We start from the raw sequence: 16,183 nt of genomic DNA on the forward strand, positions 1-16,183 counted from the left end.
CGGTTCGCACCGTTCGCACTCTCCGGAGTCGCGACGAACCGCGCTTGCCGCGGCAGAGGCAGTCGAACCGGACTGGAGCGATCTCCCGGGGTACCGCCATCGCCTCGCCACACGTGAGGATCTGTCCGCGATCGTGGACATCTACAACGCGGCGATCCTGGAGAAGGCGAGCACCTGTGCCCTGGAACCCGTCAGCGTTGCTTCCCGCACAGCTCGTCGAGTTCGGTTCGCACGATCTGCAGTTCATCGGTGGGTGCGGTATCGGTGATTTGCCGTAGTTGGGCACGTATTTCGCCGAGCACCGGCAACTCCGTTCATCGGACGAGCTGAAGTGGACAGATACCGCCCGGGCGGACGAGCGGGATGGGTGCTCAGCCGGACAGCGGACGGCCTGACGCCGAGCGTCGGGAGTTCGGCGGTGCACCTGGTTACGTGGAAGAGCAGTGGCAACGGCCTTCACCGGAAGCGGGGACGATGTTGCCGTGGCTGCTCTGCCCGGTTCCGTCGGCCAGGCCGCTGTGCTGGATGACGAAGGTCCCCCGGCGGCCCTCGAGCGTGCCTTCGACCCGCTCGGAGGCGACGTAGCCCGCCCCGGCCGATCCCTGGGCGGTGAGCACCTCGACGGCTCCCGAGCCCTCGATCGCGCCGTGATAGCGCTTCCGGATCGTGATCCGGGTCAGCTTGGGTCCCTCGACCGGCTCCTCGTAGACGGTCTCGTCCCAAGCGGTGATCTCGAAAGGTGCCTCGAGCTCGCGGCTCGGCTGCTGGGTGGTCATGCCGGGAAGCTGGCTCCCCCGACATCGAGCGGGACGATCGCGCGCTGGGCACGGCCGTTCCGTTCGTGCGGGATCCCGGCTACGGTCGGCCCGTGGCCGAGGACGTCGAACTGATCGGCGGGGTCGAGCAGCGCGACATCCGCATCGTGGAGTACGACCCCGCCTGGCCGGAGCGCTTCCGCGCCGAGCACGAGCGGATCGCAACCGCTCTGGGCACGACTGCTCGGCGGATCGAGCACGTCGGTTCCACGGCCGTTCCGGGGCTGGCGGCGAAACCCGTCGTGGACATCGGCGTGAGCGTGCCGGACGTGACCGCGGAGGCGACCTACCTCGGCCCGCTGCAGCGGGCGGGATACCGGTTGCGGGTGCGAGAACCCGGTCACCGGATGCTGCGCACCCCCGCCCGTGACGTGCACGTGCACGTCTACGACGTGGGCAGTGACTGGGAGCGGCAGCACCTGCTGTTCCGCGACTGGTTGCGCCGCGACGAGTCCGACCGGGCACGCTACGCGCGACTCAAGTGCGAACTGGCCGGGCGGGAGTGGACCGATATGAACGCCTACGCCGCCGCGAAGGGCCCGCTGATCGGCGAGATCCTGGCCAGGGCCGAGGCGCGGGGCGTGCTCCCGTGACCGGGCGCCCGAGCGGAGACCCCGCGACGAGCACCTTCCGAACCCCCGGAGCCGCTGCTTCGGGCTAGGGTCGTTGGCATGGAACCGGAGACCGACGGGTTCGCCACCGTGCGGATGGCCGCCGGAGCGCTGTTCGTCGACCCAGCGGGCCGGGTGCTGCTCGTGCGCAAGACAGGTGGCGACCGGTGGGACGTCCCCGGCGGTTACGTGGACACCGGCGAGTCCCCTGCGCGGGCTTGCCGCCGCGAGCTGGTCGAGGAACTGGGGATCGAGCGCTGGCCGCGTCGAGTGCTGGCGCTCGACTGGGCACCGAGCGCCCACGACGGCGACAAGTTGCTGTGGATTTTCGACTGCGGTGACCTGGCCGAGGACGAGCACCGCGTCCGGCTCGACGGTGCGGAACTGGACCGCTGGGAGTGGGTGCCCACCCGCGAGCTGGACGATTACCTCGCCGCGCGCCTGTCCCGCCGGGTGAAGCAGGCCCACGCAGCCCGCGCGGAGGGCCGCACGGTCTACCTCGAGCACGGCGGGGAACCGGTTCGCGCCGCTTAGCCGGTGGCTCGGCAGCGGAAGTGCCCGGACCAGGACGGGCGCGGCGCCGGAGCGGTGGAACGTTTCCCGCGCCGGAGCGGGCCCTGCGCGGAGTCGGTTCAGGGCAGTTCGCTCTGCCGGGGCGAGCGGGAGTTCGCGTACCTGTAGATCCACATGCCGCGTCCCCGGTGGTGGTCTCGCTCGTACCAGGCCACTCCCTCGTCCTCTCCCGAGTCGCGCGGGGCGGGAACGGGCAGGGGGGACAGTGGCTCTCCCTCGGCGCTCACGGGAAGTGTGATCTCGCGGCCGTCCTCCGGGCCGCCGAACAGCTCGATCCGCGCGTGCATGTTCATGGTGGGCCTCCGCTTGTGAAAAACCTCCGGCTTTCCTTACAGAACTGACGAGTCAGGGGCCTGTGTAGTTCCGGTACTTCACTCGATCGAGTGAGTTCCGAGGGTCGTGTCCGGTCGGGACCGCGCTCGGCGGAAGCGGTCGCCCGTCGAGCGGATGAGGCTTTCAGCCCCCTTCTCCGGGGTGTGGCTCGGAGCATGGCACGTCTCTCGGAAGAGCACTCGGCGAATTCGGGTGACGGGCGCCTTACTCAGCCGGACAGGTGAAGACCTGGGAAAAAGGTGCGCCCCCGCTCTCAACCGGCCTGGGGGTCACCGGGAGTGCGGGGGCGCCAAGTCCACCCCTGGGGGTCAGGTGGACGTGCCTCAGTCTACTAGGTAGGACCGCAAATGTCTCTAGGGGAAGAGATTTTTTTTGATCAATCTCGTCGATCACAGCCAGTCGCGGGACCGGAACACGAAGTACAGGGCCACCGCCACCAACAGCATCAGCACCAGCGCCATCGGATAGCCGAACGGCCAGCTCAACTCGGGCATGTGGGTGAAGTTCATCCCGTAGACGGTGCCCACCAGCGTGGGAGTGAACAGGATGGCGGCCCAGGAGGAGATCCGCTTCATGTCCTCGTTCTGCCGCAGGCTGGTCTCGGTGAGCCTGGTGGCCTGCTCGTTCTGTCGCTGGGAGTGCAGCGTGGAGTTGACCGTGAGGACGTTGGAGAGCAGCTGCCGGTGCGACTCAACCCGCTCGACCACGTCGGCGGCGTGGTCGCGGACGTCGCGCAGGTGCCGACTGAGCTCGACCCCGTCCCGCAGCTCCGCGAAGGTCTCGCCCAGCCCGTCCAGCACGTCCATGAGCGGTCCGGTCGCCCGCTGGAACTCGATCACTTCTCTGGAGAGGCGGTATATCCGCTTGGACACCGCCGGTTCGCCGCCGAACACCTCGTCCTCGATCTCGTCCAGGTCGTTCTGGACCCCTCGCTCGACGGGCAGGTAGTCGTCCACCACGCGGTCGACGATCGCGTACAGCACCGCGGCCGGACCGCGGGCCAGCAGGTGCGGCTGCTGCTCGAGCCGGTGGGCCACCTCCCCGAGGTCGAGGCCCCCGTTCCGGCGGGAGGTGATGACGAAGTCCGAGCCCATGAAGGCGTGCAGTTCCCCGAGCACCACGTTCTCGGTGCTCTCCCGGTACTCGGCAGGACGCAGCACCAGGAACGACGTCGCCCCGTAGTGGTCCAGCTTCGGACGCTGGTGGGCCACCGCAGCGTCCTCCAGCGCGAGGTGGTGCAGGTCGAACTCCCCGCCCAGCTCCTCCAGGTCGGAGTGGTCGGGCTCGACCAGGTCGATCCAGCCGAAGCGGTTCTCCGTCGCGTCGGGGGCGCGCAGCCCGCTCAGCGTCTCCTGCAGGGTGCGGTGGTCTTCCCGCCGCCTGCCGTTCGCGTAGACGGTGCCGTGGATCAGCGCCATGCGCGGTGGCCTCCGGTGCGCGTCCGTTCGAGGGGCGGGAAGGGGAGGTTACTCGTCCCGCCCGAAGTCGACCACGACCAGCGCCTGGTCGTCGTGCTTCTTGGGGCGCGGCCAGCGCGAGCCGTGCGGGTCGGACTCCTCGGCCGCGCGCACCCGGTCCAGCACGGCCCGCGGCCCCCGCTCGCGGGCGTGGCCCAGCAGCGCGGACCAGTCCGGGTAGCTGTCGTACTGCTCGACCCCGCAGGAGACCCCGTCGCTGGCCAGCAGCGCGGACTCCACCCGGGAGCGCGGCCAGCTCCGCACGACGGCCCGGTACGCGGCGACGGGATCCGCCTCGGCCACCCAGAAGCCGCCCTCCACGTTGCGCCACCTGCTCGTCTCGTCCACCGCCTCGCGCAGGTGCTGCCCGTGGAGCTCGTCGAAACCCCCGCCCGCGCGCAGCCGCTGCCGATAGCCTCCGCCGTTCGGGACGCGCAGCTCGGCCAGCCTGTCGTCGCTGACCACTTCCGCCCCCGAGTCGGTGAACACCACGGCCGGGCTGTCGGCGAGCACCAGCGCCTCCAGCGTGCTCTCGTCCCAGCGCAGGATCGAGACCGTGCTGGAGGGGGCGTTCCCCGGGCGCAACCCGTGAGCGGTCGCGGTTTCCGAGATCGCCGTCGCGAGCGACTCGGCGAGGTCGGCTCCCTCCGCTTCCAACCTGGGGCGCAGCTTCTCGGCGAGCTCGGCCGCGTACCAGCCCCCGGTGCGCGTGGTGGGGCGCAGCGAGGTCGCGCCGTCCAGCACGGCTACCGCGTTCCGCAGCACCAGCACCACGTCCTCGCTCGTGCCGCCCGGTCCTGCCCCTGCCTGTTCGGCCGTCCGCACAGTGGTCATGGCCGGATTATCCGGCTCGTGCGGGGCTCATCGCCACAACGGGCGGCGCGAGCTGCGTCAACGGTCCGACGGCCTGCGCGTGGCAGGCCGTGCCGACGCCGACGGTCCCGCCGAGCAGCCGGCCCGCAACCAGCACCGCGATCTCGACAGGTGGTGGGCCACCCGCCGGCACGGCCCCTCGACGTGCCGGTGGGTGGCCGCGGCCCCGGTGCCGCAGGGGCAATTACGACACCGGGGCGGGGCACCGTCCGTTCTCGTGACGAATCGGTCTCCGCCGGGACGGGCCCCGGCCGGTCCGAAGTGGGCGCGGACATTCGGACCGGAAGTGGGAAGAACTCGACTCCCGGGAACTCGTGGTCACCCGGACCTTCGTCCGGGACCATCCGTTCGAGCCGCGTCGGAAGACGACGCGCTGGTTCGCGGGCGCGTGCTCGCCGGTCAGTCCGGTGTGGTCACCGGTACCGCGGCCTTGACGCCGGAGCGGAGGCCCTCGTGCTCCTGCTCGCTCCGCGCTTCGGTGAGCGTCGGCAGCCGCAGCGGTTCGGGGTGGAGCGCGTGGACGTCCCGCTGGCCGCTGCCCGCGTTCGGCTGGACCACCTGCGCGGTGGAGGGAGCCTTGACCGGAGCGGGCAGCGGGGTCGGTCGGGGATGCTCGGGGGGCTGCTCGCTCTTTTCCTCCGCGGCGAGCGCCGCGGTGGAACCGCTGGTGTCCGGGCCGGTCTCGAGCGTCCGCGCGGGGCCGCCCCGCGAGGGGAGGGAAGCACCGCTGTCCCGCTGGACCTCGGAGGCGGCGGGGACCGCGGCGGCACGCGGCCCGTCGTCGCGGTCCGGGGTGGCAGTGCGCTCGGTCTCCTGCTCCTGCAGGCGCGTTCCGTCCGATGTGGTCGACCCGGCGGTCGCGAGACCCGCTGTTCCGGGGCTTCCGGGACTTCCGGGGGTTGCGGCAGCCTCCCGAGCTGATTCCCCATCCGGAGCGAGTTCCCGCGAGGAGTCACAGCCCTCCGGCGGTGTCCCGCCGGTGGACTCGTCGCGACTCGCGGACACCGGTTCGGCCGCGTCAGGGGAGTCGACCGCGAGTTCGAGGGGTTTCACGATCGGATCGACGTCGACCGCGGCGGGCTCCGGCGGCTTCTCCGCCTCGGTTCCGGAGATCCGCGCGGCGACCTGCTCAGCCGTGTCGCCCGAGCGGATCGCGATCGGCTCCACCAGGGGGTCCGACTCCGTCTCCTCGGCCGTCGGAGTGCTCCCCTCCGCGCCGGGGAACGCGGACGCGGCGTCCGCCCTGTCCGCGTTCCACCACTGCGCGGCCAGCCAGAACGCGAGCAACATCCCGAGCAGCAGCGCCACGCGAAACGCCAGAGCGGTCACGGACGCGTGCCCGCGACCGTCCGGGAACCGCGTCATGCAGATCACCGCCCGCGCCCGTTGCCAGCCGTCCGGACATCATCCTGCCGTGTGGCGGCGGCGTTGGCATCCGTAACAGCCCCTTGTCACTCGGTTAGGCGGTATCGCGTCGACCACTTAACTCGAACGATGTTCAGCGCAGGCCCGCTGCGTAGAACTACTCGAACCGGTGACCCGTTCAGGGGTTTGTCCGTCAGTGGTGAATCCGCGCGGCGTCCGCACGTCTCCCACAGCACGAGCCCGGAGGAGCACGGCGGTCCGCAGCGGAGCGTTCGCGCCGCTTCCCGGGAGGACGAGCACGCACGGCGTGGGAAAACAGCGTGGGAAAGGTGTGAGAGCAGTGACGGAACAGGGACAGTTCTGCGGGACGGCCGTGCTGTTGCGGCGAGTGGCGTTCGGGGACGAGCGGGCCTGGCGGGACCTGGTGGACCGCAACGGCGGTGTCGTCTGGGGAGCGGTGCGGGCCTACTCCGCGACCCGTGCGGACGCGGAGGACGCCTGGCAGGCGACCTGGTTGTCCCTGGCCGAGAACCTGCACCGCCTCAGGGACGCCGAGGCGCTGTCCGGTTGGCTGGTCACCACGGCGCGGCGCGAATCGCTGCGCCTGGCGCGCACCAGACGGCGGGAGTCCCCGGCCGGAGTGGACGGTGTGCTGGCCGAGATCGTGGACGACACCGGCGATCCCGAGCGCGCCGCGCTGCGCTCGGTGCTCACCACGCGGCTCGCGCAGGCCTTCTCCCAGCTCTCCGACCGCTGCCAGCGGTTGCTGCGGGTGATGGCCGTTGCCCCGGAAGCCAGCTACGAGCAGATCAGCACCGCGCTGGGGATGGCGCGCGGTTCGATCGGCCCGAAGAAGCAGCGCTGCCTGCACGCGCTGCGCGAGCGGATGAGCGCCCTGGGCAGCGCCGAGGACCTGGAGGTGACGGCAGTATGAGCACGGCACCACTCCCCGAGCTGAACCTGCTGGGCGAGCTCTTCCGCCTCGGCGACCCCGCTCCGCGGCGAGCGATCGCGAGCGCGTACCGGGCGGTCGAGCGGTTCCGCGGAGGACGATCCCCGAACGCGCGTCTCGTCCCGCTCAGCGACACCGCGGACCGTCCGGAGTCCTCCCCAGGAAGCGACGCGGACGCTGAGGGCCCGCGCGTGCTGACCCTCGGAGCACCGGGACGGGTGGTCGAACTGGAACTGGTCGGCACCGGCCCGGGGCTGTTCAGCGCCGCGGGGGTGGTGCTCGGCAGGACCGGGCAGTCGCAGGCGGGTGGCGTTCTGAGCGTTCGGCACGGGGCGGGCGAGAGCCACGACGTGCTGGACCACTGCGGTGGGTTCCTGGTGCGCGGGATAGCAGCCGGTCCGGTGAGCGTGCTCCTCCGCTCGCGGTGGGGCTTCAGCGTCGCCACCGACTGGTTCACCTGCTGACAGGACCGGTGGGGCGGTCGGTCACGTGGAACCCCCGCGAGGGGAATCCACCGTGGCCGTCCGCCCCGGAGGCCGGAAGTCCCCGGAGTCCGCGTGGTTCGGGCGAGCGCCCGCCCGGCGGCTGGAACACCGGAGCGCACCGAGCCGGTCCGGCAGCTACACCTGGCCGAGCTTGAGCAGCCGCTCGACGGCCTCGTCGATGACTTCGTCGCGCTTGCAGAACGCGAAGCGCGCCAGGTGACGCATCGGTTCGGGGTCGTCGCAGAGCACCTGGGGCGGGATCGCCGCGACCCCGATCCGCTCCGGCAGCGCGCGGCAGAACTCGGCCCCGTCGGAGTAGCCGAGCGGGCGGACGTCGGCGCACACGAAGTAGGTCCCCTCGGAGGGCAGCACCTCGAACCCGGCCCGGGTCAGTCCGCTCGTCAGCCGGTCCCGCTTCTGCTCCAGCTCGGAACGCAGCCCTTCCAACCAGGAACGTTCCTCGTTCAGGGCGTGCGCCACCGCGGGCTGGAAGGGAGCGCCCCCGACGAAGGTCGTGAACTGCTTCGCCGCCCGCACCGCGGAGACGAGCTCGGCCGGACCGCACACCCAGCCGATCTTCCAGCCGGTGACGCTGAAGCTCTTGCCCGCGCTGGAGATCGACAGGGTGCGCTCGGCCATGCCGGGCAGCGTCGCCAGCGGGGTGTGTGCCCTGCCGTCGAACAGCAGGTGCTCGTAGACCTCGTCGGTGATGGCCAGCAGGTCGTTCTCGCGGCACGTCTCGGCGATCGCCGACAGCTCGTCCGCGGTGAACACTGTTCCGGTGGGGTTGTGCGGCGAGTTCAGCACCACCGCCCTGGTGCGCGGTCCCACGGCGGCGCGCAGGGCCTCCGTGTCGAGGCGGAACCGTCCCCGCTCGGCGCGCAGGGGGACCGACCGGTGCACTCCACCGGCCATCGCCACCGCGACCGGGTAGGCGTCGTAGTAGGGCTCGATCAGCACCACTTCTTCGTCCGGTTCGACCAGCGCCATCATCGAGGCGTTGACGGCCTCGGTCGCTCCGACGGTGACCAGGATCTCGTCCTCGGGGTCGTGCTCGATCCCGTAGTCGGCGCGCCGCTGGGCGCTGATGGCGGCGCGCAACTCGGGTTCGCCCGCCCCGGGCGGGTACTGGTTCACCCCTTCACCGATGGCGTTCTCCGCGCGCCGCAGCATCCCGGCGGGTCCGTCCGTGTCGGGGAAGCCCTGTCCCAGGTTGACGGAACCGGTGCTCCGGGCGAGCTCGGTGATCTCGGCGAAGATCGTCGAAGTGAACGGGCGCAGGCGGCGAGTCAGAGCTGGAGTACGCACGCAGGCGAGAGTAGAGAGTCCGCGAGTCGGTCTGCTTGGCGGGTTCCGTGGCCGAACCTCAGTCGGGGTCTCGCTCCGGGAGCCCCGACATCGGGTAGCCACAGTACGCACGCGGCGAACCTCATAACTCATAACGGAGCTTTGCGTAGCCACCTCGGGTAGCCGTCACGTGAGTCGGCGCCTTGCTGCGTTGGAGGGCACCTCGAGTAGCGGCCTACGCCACGTGCCCTCCCGCCTTGCAATGCATCCGACTCACGCACCGGATCTCCTCGTCCTGCCTGGGCTGAAGCGCTCGCGTCGGACGAAGTCCTTTGCCGGAATTCCTGACGGGAGTGCGGCGGGTTGATTGTCGTGGTGTCGCCGGAGTGGGACCTGCCGTCGCCCCGCGAGCGGGTGCGGGCGGAGTCCGTGCTCGGCGCGCGCTGTCAGAATCGTGGGGTGTCGCAAGCGTCGTCGGCAGCCGAACTCGTCCGCGCGCGTTCCCTGCGCCGGATGAAAGCGCTGGCCACCGGGTTGTTCCTGCTGGCAGCGCTGATCTACGTGCTCACCCGCTGGTGGCTGGTGGGCACGGCCCCGGCCTGGGTCGGCTACGTGAACGCCGCCGCCGAGGCGGGCATGGTCGGCGCGCTCGCCGACTGGTTCGCGGTGACCGCGCTGTTCCGCAGGCCGCTGGGGCTGCCGATCCCGCACACGGCGATCATCCCCACGCGCAAGAACGCTCTCGGGCGCAATCTCGGTGACTTCGTGGGCGGCAACTTCCTGTCCGAGCAGGTGGTGGTGGACAAGCTGGACCGCGCCGGGATCGCAGGCAGGGCGGGCGAGTGGTTGACGGACCGGGACAACGCGGAGCGGGCCACCACCGAGCTCGCGGCGGCGGCGCGCGGTGCCGTTCAGGTGCTCCGGGACGAGGAGGTGCGCCAGGTGCTGGAGCAGGTGGTGCTGCGGAAGGTCGTGGACCAGCCCTGGGGGCCTCCGCTGGGGCGGATCCTCGGGCGGGTCCTGGAGGACGGCTCGCACCGGGGGCTGGTCGACCTGGTGTGCGATCGCGCCTACGAGTGGGTCCGGGACAACTACGAGACGGTCTCGCGCGTGGTCAACCAGCGTTCTCCCTCCTGGTCACCGCGCTTCTTCGACTCGATGGTCGCGGACAGGGTCTACAGCGAGGTGCTGTCCTTCGCCTGGGCGGTCAGGACCGACCCCGATCACCGGATGCGCGCCGCGGTCGACCGCTTCCTGATCGAGTTCGCGACCGATCTGCGCGAGGACCCGGTGACCATGGCCAGGGCGGACCGGATCAAGCACCAAATCCTGGAGCACCCCGAGGTGCGGAACCTGCTGGGTTCGGCCTGGACCACGGCCAAGCGGATGTTCCTCGAGGCGGCGGAGGACCCGGACAGCGAGCTGCGCACGCGGGTCCGGGAGGGACTGCGTTCCTTCGGGGGACGCCTCGCGTCCGAACCGGAGCTGCGGGAGAAGGTGGACGGCTGGCTGCGCGAGGCGGCCCGCTACGTGGTCACGCACTACCGCTCGGAGATAACCACGCTGATCACCGACACCGTCGAGCGGTGGGACGCCTCAGAGGCTTCGGACAGGATAGAGCTCCACGTGGGACGTGACCTGCAGTTCATCCGGATCAACGGGACGGTCGTCGGCGCGTTGGCCGGCTTGGCCATTCACACTGTGACGCACCTGCTGTTGTGAACGGTCGCGCGGCCGGGCGCGCCGACGTCTTCCGCCCGTCAGTTCGGGGCGTGCCGTTCCCTCCAGGAGCGTGCCTTCTCCCTGTTGCCGCACACGCGCATCGAGCACCAGGTGCGCGAGCGGTTTCTGGAACGGTCGTAGAAGGCCCGCAGACAGTTCGTCGCGGGGCAGATCTTGATGCGGTGCCAGCGGCCGGTTATGGCGATCCGGGAGGCCGCTGCGAGCACGACGCCGAGTGCGTCGGTGCCGGAGGTTATCGGGACACCGTCCTCCAGGCGCACGTGAACCGGCCACTGCGCGGTGCTCGGGGGCGTGCTCCGGGGAGCGGTCAGCGGGCCGTAGGCGACCGACGTGCGCATGAGATCGCGGATCTCGCGTGCGGCTGTCGTGTCGACGGAAGCCTGCCCGGTGTGCTCCAAGCACCATTGCTGCCACTGTTCCGCGTCCCGGAGCACGTCCGTGCTCGCCTCGGCGTCAGTGGTGTTGAGGAACGCCAGCAGAAGGTCGATGTCCTGTTCCGTGTCGGGCCCGACGGGCTCGGACGCTGCCGCTGATAGCCCGTTCGGCGCGACGGCTGCGACGGCTTTGCTGTTCACACGCCCATCGTAGGGCAGAAACGGCCCGCCTCCACGTGGTTATCGGGAGAGACTCACACCTGGATAACCGTCGAATGGTTTTCAATGGTTGTGGAAGTCGTGCTGACGGGCGGCGCTGTCCGCGGGGACGGCCTTCCCGGTTGCCCGGCGCGGGAGTCTTCGGTGCCGGTTTCCCCGTCCCGCGAAAGAGTGCAAACTGACTGCTTGCAATAGTTAGCAATGCTGTTAGCGTGGTCGGTGAGAGGTGGCTGAAACGTGGGGCGTACGGATCGTTCGGTCAACGGGGTCGTCAATCGGGCCGTGACCGACCTGGGCGGCTACATCAGGGCACAGCGCGACACGGCCCAGATCTCGTTGCGCCAGTTGGCGAAGCGCGCGGGGGTGTCCAATCCGTACCTGAGCCAGGTGGAACGCGGGCTGCGCAGACCGAGCGCTGAGATCCTGCAGCAGATCGCCAAGGCGCTGCGGATCTCGGCGGAGGCCCTGTACGTGCAGGCCGGGATCATGGAACCCCGCTCGGGGGGACCGGTTGCCGAGGCGATACTCGCAGACACCGAGCTCAGCGAACGGCAGAAGCAGACACTGCTCGACGTCTACGCCTCGTTCCGCCGCGAGAACCGATCCGACGCCGAAGCGGTTTCCCCCGATAAGGGCGCGGACGGTGCGACCGCGGTGTCCACCGAAGCGGTTGGATCCGAATTCGAGGAGTGAGCGAGATGAACACGCGGCACGAGGATCTGCAACGGGTGCGCCTGCAAGCGGGCAGGGTCGCCGAGACCGCTTACCAGCAGGCACGGGGACCGCTGGTCGCGGCGCTGGGCGCGGGCGACCTGGCCGCGCACGCCGTGGCCGAGACGGCGCAGCGGGTTCGGGACCAGCTCTCGGACTACGCGAGCTCGGCCCGCGAGAACACCGCGGGGGCCCCGGCTGACCTGGGCGAGCTGCGCGACAGGCTGCGCTCCGGGGAGCTGCGGAAGCTGCTCGAGCACTACCGCGATTCCGCGGCCGAGGTGTACGGGTACTGCGGCCAACGCGGCGAGCAGACCCTGGAGCGGCTGCGCGCGCGGCCGGATGTCCAGCGCACCAGGGAGCAGGTCGGGCAGGCCCAGCACCGCGTCGAGGAAGTCGTCGACGGTGCGTGGGGAGTGGCCGACGACGTGCTCGGCAAGGTGAGCACCACCACCCGTTCCTTCGGGGAGCGGGTCGCCCGCACCACCGAGAACGTGGCGGAGGAGACGGCCGAGCGGGTGAACGAGGCAGGTGACCGCGTGGCCTCCGAGACGCGCAGCGCCGCGCGCAGGACGGCGGCCCGGAGCTCCGCCGCGCAGGAGGACGACTCCACCGGCGAGTCCGGCTCCGGTGACCGCGAGAGCTCGGAGGGCTGAACGGAACTCCCGCACACGGGACCTCCGCGCCACGAACACGTATCCTGGTTGCCGTGCTACTCGCTCAGGTGATCGTTACCGCTCTGTGGATGGCGGGCATACCGCTCGGGGTGTACGCCTTCGGGCACGCCGCGATGCAGCGGGCCGACGCGTTCACGGCGGCGGACAAGATGTCCAAACCCGTCTGGCTCGGGATAACCGGTGCGGGAGCTCTGATCCTGATCCTGATGCGCGGTGGTCCCATGACCATCTTCTGGATCGCCGGTCTCGTCGCCGCGCTGGTCTACATCGTCGACGTGCGGCCCAGGGTTCTCGAGGTGCAGAAGGGCAGCTCCTGGTAGTGCGCGGGCGCGGCGAGACGTCCGAGGAGGACGTGCGGGTGCTGCCCTCGGGCACCAGGTGGCGTGTCCACGGCAGCGGTTCTCCGGTCACGCTCGTGGCGCACGGTCTCGGAGCCACGGAGGGCGAGGCCCGCATCCCGGCCTCCGGAATCCGTGGCACGAGAGTGGTGCTCACCCTGCCGGGGCACGGTTCGGCTGCCGATCCGGACGACGACTACTGGGACTACGGCAACGTGGCCGCCGACGTGCTGGAAGTGGCCGATCTGGTCGGTGCGGAGCGGGCGGTCGGCGTCTCGCTGGGCGCGGGCGCGCTGACCCGGATCGTCGCCGAGCACCCCGGGCGCTTCGAGCGGTTGGCCCTGCTGCTTCCCGCGGCCGTCGACCGACCGAGGGGCGGCGCGGTCACCGAGGTGTTCGAACAGCTCTCCGCCGGGGTGCGGGCCGCGCAGTTCGACGGCGGAGCAGGCTTGCGCGAGCTCGTCGGGTGGGGCCTCCCGGAGGGAGCCGGGATCGGTGAGTACGTCGAGCAGCGCAGTGCCACCCTGCTGCGACTCGGTCCGGCCCTGGAGAAGCTGCCGCACCGGGCTCCGCTCGCCGATCGCTCGGCGCTGGCCGCCGTTCCCCGTCCCGTCCTCGTGGTGGGCGCCACCGCGGACCCGCTGCACGACTCCGAGGTGGCCGAGCAGCTCGCAGCGGTTCTCCCGGAGGGCAGGCTCGAGCTGTTCGACTCGACGGCGCCGATGCTGACGCACCGGGCGGAGCTGCGCGGTGTGCTGAGCGACTTCCTGAACTCCTGACGCCCGGCCGAACCGCGCCGGGAACAGCACTGACCGCCGGGAGCGCGACCCGCGCGGACGATCCGCGGGGACGCGCTATGCTCGCGGCATGTCCGTGTGGGAGATCTCCTCGAGTCTCGACGTGCGCCCCGCTCCGGAACGGCCCGATCTGCTGGCCGATCCCGTGGCCGAATCGGTGCTGAAGCTGGACTCACCGGAACGGGTGGGGGTGGCCGAGATCGATCCGGACTTCGCGGACACGGCCGCCTTCTGCGCGCAGTACGGCGTGCCCGCGGAAGCCTCTGCCAACTGCGTGGTCACCACGGGAAAGCGCGCGGGTGAGCAGCGCAAGGCGGCCTGCCTGGTGCTGGCGACCGGCAAGGTCGACGTCAACGGCGCGGTGCGGCGCAGGCTGGACGTGCGCAAGGCCTCCTTCGCGCCGCAGGAGGAGACGGTGGCCGAGACCGGCATGGCCTACGGCGGGATCACCCCGTTCGGTCTGCCCTCCGAGTGGCCGGTGCTGCTGGACGAGGGCGTGGCGAACTCCCCCGCGGTCGTGGTCGGCAGCGGCCTGCGGTCGGGCAAGATCGTGGTCGCGGGCGAGGTGCTCGCCGAGCTGGCCAACGCCGAAGTCCTGGCCGGGCTCGACGCCACGGCGCAGGAGTGACGCTCCGGAGCGGCTGCCCGACGTCGTTCAGCCCGACACCGCTCCTCCCGGAGCAGGGATGTTCGCCACGGGACCGCGAGAGGTTCCGCTCGGCTCCGACCGGCGGTGATCCGGTCAGCGGACTCCGGACAGCCACCGATGGGTGAACTCGCACTCCTGCGCGATCAGGGTCCGCACCCACCGCTCGAGCAGTTCCTCCGGTTTGTCGGCCAGCAGCGGTAGTTTCACCCCGATCTCGCCCTGCAGCAGGAACTCGCTGACGGCCGGGAGTCGCCCCGCCGCCGGTTGCCCAGCATCCGACTGCCCAGCCTCCGGTTGCCCCGCGGTGTGGTCCGCGTGCTCGGGGGGAGGCTGTTCCAGGTCGCTCAGCCACAGGGAAGCGGTCACGGAACCGGGGATCCCGCGCAGCATGCCCGCGACCTCGCCGGTGAAGTGCTCGGTGTCCCGTTCGCGCCAGGTCTCGCTGCGCTCCAGGACCGTGCTGCCGGGCAGGACGGGCCGCAGCACCGCGGGCAGGTCCCGGTCGGGGATCCGCTGGCGGGTCCGGAAGTGCACTCCCTCCTCGGAAGTGGAGTGGGACACCAGCTCGGCCACGTCGCCGCCGAGCTCGGTGAGTCTGGCCCCGAGGTAGTCGGTGTCGATCAGCGCCGCGTGGATGTGCCGCGCAGGACGGTGTGACGTGCTGCGGTGCTCGATGCGGCGTGCCATGCGTGGCAGGTTACCGTTGACGACCGTGACCTCCAGTTCGATGCCCGAGGGCGAGTCCGCCGTCGACGCCGTGGACCGCTCCGGTCCCGCGGTCGGCGTCCCCGCCGGGGACGCCCGCTCGTTGGCCCGCCACACCACGCTTCGCCTCGGTGGCCCCGCGGCGGAACTGATCACCGCGGGCAGCGCTGACGAGCTCGTCGAGCGGGTGCGTGCCGCGGACGCCTCGGGGACCCGCCTGCTGGTGCTCGGCGGCGGCTCGAACCTGGTCGTTTCCGACGAGGGGTTCGCCGGGCTGGTGGTGCGCGTGGCCACCACGGGGCTGCACTACGAGCGGCTCTCCGAGGACACCGTGTGCCTGACGGCCGAGGCGGGCGAGACCTGGGACGAGGTCGTGGCCGACAGCGTGCGGCGCGGTCTGGGAGGCCTGGAGTGCCTCTCGGGGATTCCGGGGCTGACCGGGGCCACTCCGGTCCAGAACGTGGGGGCCTACGGGGTCGAGATCTCCGAGAGGCTGATCTCGGTGGACCTGCTCGACCGCGTCACCGGCGAGGTTCGCACCGCTCCGGCGGCTGAGCTCGGGCTGGCCTACCGCACCAGCGTGCTCAAGCACACCGACTCGGCCGTGGTGCTGCGCGTCCGCCTGCGGCTGCGCGCGGACGGCCTGTCCGAGCCGGTTCGTTACGGGGAGCTGGCCGAGGCCCTCGGCGTCGATGCCGGTGAGCGGCTCCCGGCGGAACGGGTGCGTGCGGCCGTGCTCGCGTTGCGGCGCTCCAAGGGCATGGTCCTGGACGAGCTCGACCCCGACACGTGGAGCGCCGGTTCGTTCTTCACCAACCCGATCGTGGAGCCCGAGTGGTTGCCCGAGGTGTTGCGCGTCATCGCGGAACGGGTCGGTGAGCAGCGCATTCCCCGCTACTCCACCCCGCAGGGGGGCACGAAGTTGTCCGCGGCCTGGTTGATCGAGCGGGCCGGGTTCTCCAAGGGGTACACCGGTCCGGGCGAGCGGGTCGGTCTGTCCACCAAGCACACCCTGGCGCTGACCAACCGCGGTTCGGCGAGCACCTCCGATCTGCTCGCCCTCGCGGGTGAAGTTCGTGCGGGGGTTCAGGAGTCCTTCGGCGTGTCACTGGCCCCGGAGCCGGTTTTGGTGGACTGTCTACTTCGATGAGTACGAATTACAACCATCAGTGTGACTCTTCGTGACTAGTCCCTAACCCTGCGTGTTAAATGGTGGGCG

At 70.8% G+C, this 16,183-nt stretch carries 19 protein-coding genes; 11 read left to right on the forward strand and 8 right to left on the reverse strand.

The features are described from left to right. Positions 1–428: 428 nt before the first annotated feature. Complete coding sequence (locus G9Q41_RS05160) at positions 429–776, reverse strand: DUF3224 domain-containing protein (RefSeq protein WP_092525669.1); 348 nt, start codon at positions 774–776, stop codon at positions 429–431. A 92-nt stretch (positions 777–868) separates the two neighbouring features. Between G9Q41_RS05160 and G9Q41_RS05165 the strand changes: the two genes are divergently transcribed. Together G9Q41_RS05165 and G9Q41_RS05170 are read left to right on the forward strand one after the other, a co-directional pair. Beyond that, positions 869–1,408 carry a GrpB family protein gene (locus G9Q41_RS05165; RefSeq protein WP_165631938.1) on the forward strand — a complete coding sequence of 180 codons (540 nt, stop codon included), beginning with the start codon at positions 869–871 and terminating at the stop codon, positions 1,406–1,408. Positions 1,409–1,486: 78 nt separating this feature from the next. After that, positions 1,487–1,960: an NUDIX hydrolase gene (locus tag G9Q41_RS05170; protein ID WP_165631937.1), complete on the forward strand. Its 474-nt coding sequence runs from the start codon at positions 1,487–1,489 to the stop codon at positions 1,958–1,960. 98 nt (positions 1,961–2,058) lie between these two features. On the opposite strand, the gene G9Q41_RS05175 is transcribed toward G9Q41_RS05170, so the two are convergent. From G9Q41_RS05175 to G9Q41_RS05190, 4 genes are all read right to left on the reverse strand, one after another. Then, positions 2,059–2,292, reverse strand: coding sequence for a hypothetical protein (locus G9Q41_RS05175; RefSeq protein ID WP_092525670.1), 234 nt, complete (start codon positions 2,290–2,292; stop codon positions 2,059–2,061). A 429-nt stretch (positions 2,293–2,721) separates the two neighbouring features. Further along, a complete protein-coding gene (locus G9Q41_RS05180) occupies positions 2,722–3,750 on the reverse strand; it encodes a magnesium and cobalt transport protein CorA (protein WP_165631936.1) in 1,029 nt (342 codons plus the stop codon). 48 nt (positions 3,751–3,798) lie between these two features. Continuing rightward, entirely contained in the window at positions 3,799–4,623 is an 825-nt protein-coding gene (locus tag G9Q41_RS05185; protein WP_165631935.1) for a protein phosphatase 2C domain-containing protein, read from the reverse strand. Between the two features lie 438 nt (positions 4,624–5,061). Beyond that, positions 5,062–6,027 (reverse strand): hypothetical protein, encoded by a 966-nt coding sequence (locus G9Q41_RS05190; protein ID WP_165631934.1) that lies wholly within the window; start codon positions 6,025–6,027, stop codon positions 5,062–5,064. 340 nt (positions 6,028–6,367) lie between these two features. Here G9Q41_RS05190 and G9Q41_RS05195 point away from each other — a divergent pair, with 340 nt between their 5' ends. Together G9Q41_RS05195 and G9Q41_RS05200 are read left to right on the forward strand one after the other, a co-directional pair. Beyond that, on the forward strand, positions 6,368–6,961 hold the full coding sequence (locus G9Q41_RS05195) for a sigma-70 family RNA polymerase sigma factor (protein WP_092525678.1): 594 nt from the start codon (positions 6,368–6,370) through the stop codon (positions 6,959–6,961). Continuing rightward, the gene (locus tag G9Q41_RS05200; protein ID WP_165631933.1) at positions 6,958–7,443 is read left to right on the forward strand and encodes a hypothetical protein; all 486 of its coding nucleotides are present in this window, start codon (positions 6,958–6,960) and stop codon (positions 7,441–7,443) included. Before G9Q41_RS05195 ends, G9Q41_RS05200 begins: the two co-directional genes overlap by 4 nt. Before the next feature lie 156 nt (positions 7,444–7,599). Here the strand turns inward: G9Q41_RS05200 and G9Q41_RS05205 are convergent, their stop codons facing one another. After that, on the reverse strand, positions 7,600–8,772 hold the full coding sequence (locus tag G9Q41_RS05205) for a pyridoxal phosphate-dependent aminotransferase (protein WP_092525682.1): 1,173 nt from the start codon (positions 8,770–8,772) through the stop codon (positions 7,600–7,602). A 492-nt stretch (positions 8,773–9,264) separates the two neighbouring features. Here G9Q41_RS05205 and G9Q41_RS05210 point away from each other — a divergent pair, with 492 nt between their 5' ends. Next, positions 9,265–10,473 carry a DUF445 domain-containing protein gene (locus tag G9Q41_RS05210; RefSeq protein WP_165632118.1) on the forward strand — a complete coding sequence of 403 codons (1,209 nt, stop codon included), beginning with the start codon at positions 9,265–9,267 and terminating at the stop codon, positions 10,471–10,473. A 38-nt stretch (positions 10,474–10,511) separates the two neighbouring features. On the opposite strand, the gene G9Q41_RS22605 is transcribed toward G9Q41_RS05210, so the two are convergent. After that, a complete protein-coding gene (locus G9Q41_RS22605; RefSeq protein WP_165631932.1) occupies positions 10,512–11,069 on the reverse strand; it encodes a CGNR zinc finger domain-containing protein in 558 nt (185 codons plus the stop codon). A gap of 255 nt (positions 11,070–11,324) precedes the next feature. Here G9Q41_RS22605 and G9Q41_RS05220 point away from each other — a divergent pair, with 255 nt between their 5' ends. The 5 genes from G9Q41_RS05220 (at position 11,325) to G9Q41_RS05240 (ending at position 14,238) form a co-directional block, all read left to right on the forward strand. Continuing rightward, positions 11,325–11,780: a helix-turn-helix transcriptional regulator gene (locus G9Q41_RS05220; RefSeq protein WP_165631931.1), complete on the forward strand. Its 456-nt coding sequence runs from the start codon at positions 11,325–11,327 to the stop codon at positions 11,778–11,780. A 5-nt stretch (positions 11,781–11,785) separates the two neighbouring features. After that, a complete protein-coding gene (locus G9Q41_RS05225) occupies positions 11,786–12,454 on the forward strand; it encodes a hypothetical protein (RefSeq protein WP_207630562.1) in 669 nt (222 codons plus the stop codon). 53 nt (positions 12,455–12,507) lie between these two features. Next, positions 12,508–12,795 (forward strand): DUF2516 family protein, encoded by a 288-nt coding sequence (locus G9Q41_RS05230; protein WP_092525692.1) that lies wholly within the window; start codon positions 12,508–12,510, stop codon positions 12,793–12,795. Further along, the gene (locus tag G9Q41_RS05235; RefSeq protein WP_347567465.1) at positions 12,795–13,592 is read left to right on the forward strand and encodes an alpha/beta hydrolase; all 798 of its coding nucleotides are present in this window, start codon (positions 12,795–12,797) and stop codon (positions 13,590–13,592) included. The genes G9Q41_RS05230 and G9Q41_RS05235 overlap by 1 nt, the downstream gene beginning before the upstream one ends. An 88-nt stretch (positions 13,593–13,680) precedes the next feature. After that, positions 13,681–14,238 (forward strand): YbaK/EbsC family protein, encoded by a 558-nt coding sequence (locus G9Q41_RS05240; protein WP_165631929.1) that lies wholly within the window; start codon positions 13,681–13,683, stop codon positions 14,236–14,238. A gap of 114 nt (positions 14,239–14,352) precedes the next feature. Here G9Q41_RS05240 and G9Q41_RS05245 read toward each other — a convergent pair whose 3' ends face one another. Further along, on the reverse strand, positions 14,353–14,946 hold the full coding sequence (locus G9Q41_RS05245) for a DUF2505 domain-containing protein (protein WP_207630561.1): 594 nt from the start codon (positions 14,944–14,946) through the stop codon (positions 14,353–14,355). A gap of 40 nt (positions 14,947–14,986) precedes the next feature. Between G9Q41_RS05245 and G9Q41_RS05250 the strand changes: the two genes are divergently transcribed. Then, a complete protein-coding gene (locus G9Q41_RS05250) occupies positions 14,987–16,114 on the forward strand; it encodes a UDP-N-acetylmuramate dehydrogenase (RefSeq protein WP_207630671.1) in 1,128 nt (375 codons plus the stop codon). The last annotated feature ends 69 nt before the right edge of the window (positions 16,115–16,183 follow it).

The organism is Actinopolyspora sp. BKK2 (assembly GCF_011291845.1).
Lineage (GTDB): Bacteria > Actinomycetota > Actinomycetes > Mycobacteriales > Pseudonocardiaceae > Actinopolyspora > Actinopolyspora saharensis.